We start from the raw sequence: 3,728 nt of genomic DNA on the forward strand, positions 1-3,728 counted from the left end.
GGCACGGGAGCGGTGGGTGTCAGGAGCCGGCGGGCCGGACCTCGGCGAACGTGTCGGCCACCCAGTCGGCGATGAAGGTGCTCACGAACGGCAGGTGATCGAGACCGATGTGCTCGGTCGCGCCCTCCTCTCGCGTGAAGATCCGCAGGTCCCGCTTGGGGGAATTGACGGCCTGCTCGTACGAGCGGTGCGCGTACTCCAGCGGGATCTGCCGGTCGTTGGCGCCGTGCGCGATGAGGAACGGGACCGTGATGCGTTCGACGACACCGTCGAGGTGCACGTCGTCGGCGAAGTCGATGAACGAGTCGAGGTCGTCGTGCCCCCACACCCAGAGCACGTGCTCCCAGTAGTGCGGGACCGGCCGCTCGCCCTCCCGCTCCAGCCGGCGGCGCTGCACCGCACCCCAGTTGTGGTTGGCGCCCCAAGCGACGACCAGGGCGAACCGCTTCTCGAAGGCGGCGGCGCGCGGCGCGTAGTAGCCGCCCAGCGACCAGCCCACGATCCCGATCCGGGCCGGGTCCACGTCGTCACGCGTGACGAGCCAGTCGACGGCGGCGCCGGCCCAGGCCTCGGTGTCGATCCGGGCGGTGAGCCCCTGCAGGCGCAGGGCTTCGCCGGTGCCGGGCTGGTCGAGCATCAGGCAGGAGATGCCGCGGGCGGCCAGCTCTTCCCAGTGGCCCGACGAGTACATGTGCTCCTTGGTGGAATCCAGGCCGTTCACCAGCACGACGACCGGCGCCGGCCCTGATGCGGCAGCGGCGGCAGCCGGGGCGGCGCTGAAGTAGGCGGGCAGCGTCGTTCCCTCATAGGGGATCTCGACGCGGGAGATCCCCGGGCTGTGCAGGGTGAAGGCCTTCTGGGCCAGCTCCAGCACCCGGCGGTACGTCGGCACCCGGTCGGGGTTCGAGTGAGCCAGCATCCGCTCGGCCTGGCACAGGTAGTTGGTGGCCCGGAAGTACAGCTGCCCGGCGGTGCGGCGGTGGCCGGCCTTCTCCGCCGTCTCCGCCTGCTCGACCAGCTGATCGGTCAGCGCGGCCCAGGCGCTCAGGAAGTCCCCCGTCCCGGCGTCCTCCCCGCGGGTCGCGGCCTCCCGGATCGGCCGGCAGGCGCGGTCGACCTCGTCGATCAGCCCACCGCTGTTGAGGGCGGCGACGACGCCCAGGTTCCAGACGTAGTTGCCCGGGAAGTACTCGAACACGGGATGGTCCTCTCTTCGGGGTGATCAGCAGGCGCCGGGCAGGACGGCGGACCAGCCGCCGTCGACCATGAGGTTGGCGCCGGTGACGTACGACGCCTCGTCGGAGGCGAGGAAGAGGGCGCAGCGGACGACCTCCTCCGGCGTGCCGATCCGGCCCATCGGGATGGCCCGGGCGATGGTCCGCATCGGATGGTCGGCGGCGAGCAGGTCACCCTCGGTGGCCGGGGTGCGGATCATGCCCGGGCTGACGCAGTTGACCCGGATGCCGTGCGCGGCGCCCTCGGCGGCCAGCTGCTTGGTCATCGCGACGACGCCGCCCTTCGACGCGGTGTGCGCGATCCGGGTGTTGGTGAGCGACCCGGTGAGGCCGGCGGTGGAGCCGACCAGCAGCACGCTGCCGCCCCCGCGGGCCACCAGGTGGGGCCACGCCTGACGGGTGACCAGGAAGACCAGGTCGAGCTCGTTGCGCAGGGTGAACGACCAGTCGGCGTAGGACGTGTCGGCGATCGGCGCGAAGCGGGTGGCGCCGGCGTTGTTGTAGACGATGTCGATGCCGCCGTGTGCAGTGGCGGCCCCCTCGACCCAGGCCCGAACGTGGGTCTCGTCGGCCAGGTCCAGCGGGTGGGTGCTGTCCATCCGGCCACCGGCCGCGCGGACCAGGTCCACCGTTTCGGCCGACCCCGTGGCGTTGACGTCGGTGCCGACCACGACGGCGCCCTCGCGGGCGAACATCAGCGCGGCCGCGCGGCCCTGCCCGCCGGCCGTGCCGGTGATCAGAGCCACCTTGCCGGCCAGCCGGCCGGTCACGCCGGCCGCTTCCGGGTGCGCGGCCGTGGCCGGGCCGGACGGACCGGCGGCAGGTCGAGCCCGGCAACGACGCGGTTGCGGATGGTCCCGATGCCCTCGACGGTCATCTCCACCACGTCACCGGGCCGCAGCGGTGGCGGGTCGAGCCGGCCGCGGCGGCCCCACAGCTCGGCCAGGCAGCCGCCGTTGCCGCAGGTGCCGGAGCCGAGGACGTCCCCGGCACGGACCTCGGTGCCGCGGGAGGCGTAGGCGATCAGGTCCTCGAACGGCCACCCCATGTTGGACAGCAGATCCTGGCCGACCTCGGTGCCGTTGACCGACACCCGCATGTCCAGCGGCAGGAACCCGTCGGCGTCGCGGTGGGGCTCCAGCTCGTCGGCGGTGACCAGCCAGGGTCCGAGCGTACTGGCGAAGTCCTTGCCCTTGGCCGGGCCCAGGCTGACCTTCATCTCGCGGCGCTGCAGGTCACGGGCCGACCAGTCGTTGAGCACGGTGTAGCCGAAGACGTGGTCACCGGCCTGCTCGGGGCTCAGCGAGGCGCCGTCCCGGCCGACGACCACAGCCACCTCGAGCTCGAAGTCGAGCTGCTGCGAGCCGGGCGGCACCGCGACGTCGTCGTGGGCGCCGACCAGCGCGTACGGGTTGGTGAAGTAGAACGTCGGCGCCTCGTACCACTGCGGCACCACGCCGCCCACGCCGTCGATGCTCTTGCGTACGCCCTCGACGTGCTCCTCGAACGCGACGAAGTCACGCACCGTGGGCGGTTGCAGCGGGGGCAGCAGCCGGACGGTGTCCAGCGGCACGGCCGGCTGCCGCAAAGCCGCCGTGCCGAGGTCCAGCGCGGCCGGCAACCCGGCCCGGACCACGTCCAGCGTGGTCGTCCCGGCCGGGAACGCGTGCAGTCCGGCGTCGCCGACGACGCCCGAACGGGACTGCCCGTCCGCCTCCCAGGTGGCGATCCGCATCAGACCGGCGGGGCCACGAACAGGCCCTTGTCCGGGTCGTTGAACGACCGCTTCGCGACGAACTCGTTCATCGCGTTCGCCGTGCCCCACTGGTCGCTGACCGCCGGGTCGGAGAAGTCGTACATGTGCGGGTGCCAGTTGTCCTCGTCGATCTGCTCCAGCTCGGTGGTGTACTCGACGGTGTTGCCGTGCGGGTCGAGGAAGTAGCTGAAGGTGTTGTTGCCGGCGAGGTGCCGGCCCGGACCCCAGATCTTCTCCACGCCGGCGCGCAGCAGCCGGCCGGTGCCGCGCATGTACTCGTCGATGCCGCGCATCTCGAACGACGCGTGGTGCAGCGACGGGTGCGGGCCGCGGGCGATCGCCATGCTGTGGTGCCAGTTGTTCACCCGCATGAACCACATCATCTCGCCCATCCGCGGGTGCATCAGGGTGTCCGACAGGGCGAAGGCGAGGTGCTTCTCGTAGAAGGCCCGCGTGCTGTCCGGGTCGGCCGAGTTGATGACCACGTGGGACAGCCGGACCGGGATGGACTCGCCCTCCTCGATCTTGCGGTGCTGCCGGACGGCGACATCCGAGCTGATCTCGACCGTGCGGCCCTCGTTGTCGAAGAACCGGAAGCCGTACCCGCCGCCGGGCGTCTGCAGCGCACCAGGCTCGCTGACCAACTGCACTCCGTCGGCGGCGATGCGGGCGGCGAGGTCTATTATCGTAGTCGCTTGCTTTTTTATTGTTCTTTCAATCGTTTAATCGCATTTTTT

General features: G+C 71.2%; 4 protein-coding genes. All 4 read right to left on the reverse strand.

Translation table 11 applies throughout. From position 1 onward, the window contains the following. Positions 1 to 19: 19 nt before the first annotated feature. Genes AB0M20_RS31890 through AB0M20_RS31905 form a run of 4 tightly spaced genes read right to left on the reverse strand, consistent with a single transcriptional unit; the run spans position 20 to position 3,635 of the window. A complete protein-coding gene (locus AB0M20_RS31890; protein WP_364304039.1) occupies positions 20 to 1,198 on the reverse strand; it encodes an alpha/beta fold hydrolase in 1,179 nt (392 codons plus the stop codon). 24 nt (positions 1,199 to 1,222) lie between these two features. Next, positions 1,223 to 2,005, reverse strand: coding sequence for an SDR family NAD(P)-dependent oxidoreductase (locus AB0M20_RS31895; protein ID WP_364304040.1), 783 nt, complete (start codon positions 2,003 to 2,005; stop codon positions 1,223 to 1,225). Further along, positions 2,002 to 2,970: a fumarylacetoacetate hydrolase family protein gene (locus AB0M20_RS31900; protein ID WP_364304041.1), complete on the reverse strand. Its 969-nt coding sequence runs from the start codon at positions 2,968 to 2,970 to the stop codon at positions 2,002 to 2,004. The genes AB0M20_RS31895 and AB0M20_RS31900 overlap by 4 nt, the downstream gene beginning before the upstream one ends. Beyond that, positions 2,970 to 3,635 (reverse strand): VOC family protein, encoded by a 666-nt coding sequence (locus AB0M20_RS31905; RefSeq protein WP_364304042.1) that lies wholly within the window; start codon positions 3,633 to 3,635, stop codon positions 2,970 to 2,972. Before AB0M20_RS31905 ends, AB0M20_RS31900 begins: the two co-directional genes overlap by 1 nt. Positions 3,636 to 3,728 lie beyond the last annotated feature (93 nt).

Origin of the sequence: Actinoplanes sp. NPDC051633 (genome assembly GCF_040681735.1) — a bacterium.
GTDB lineage: Bacteria > Actinomycetota > Actinomycetes > Mycobacteriales > Micromonosporaceae > Actinoplanes.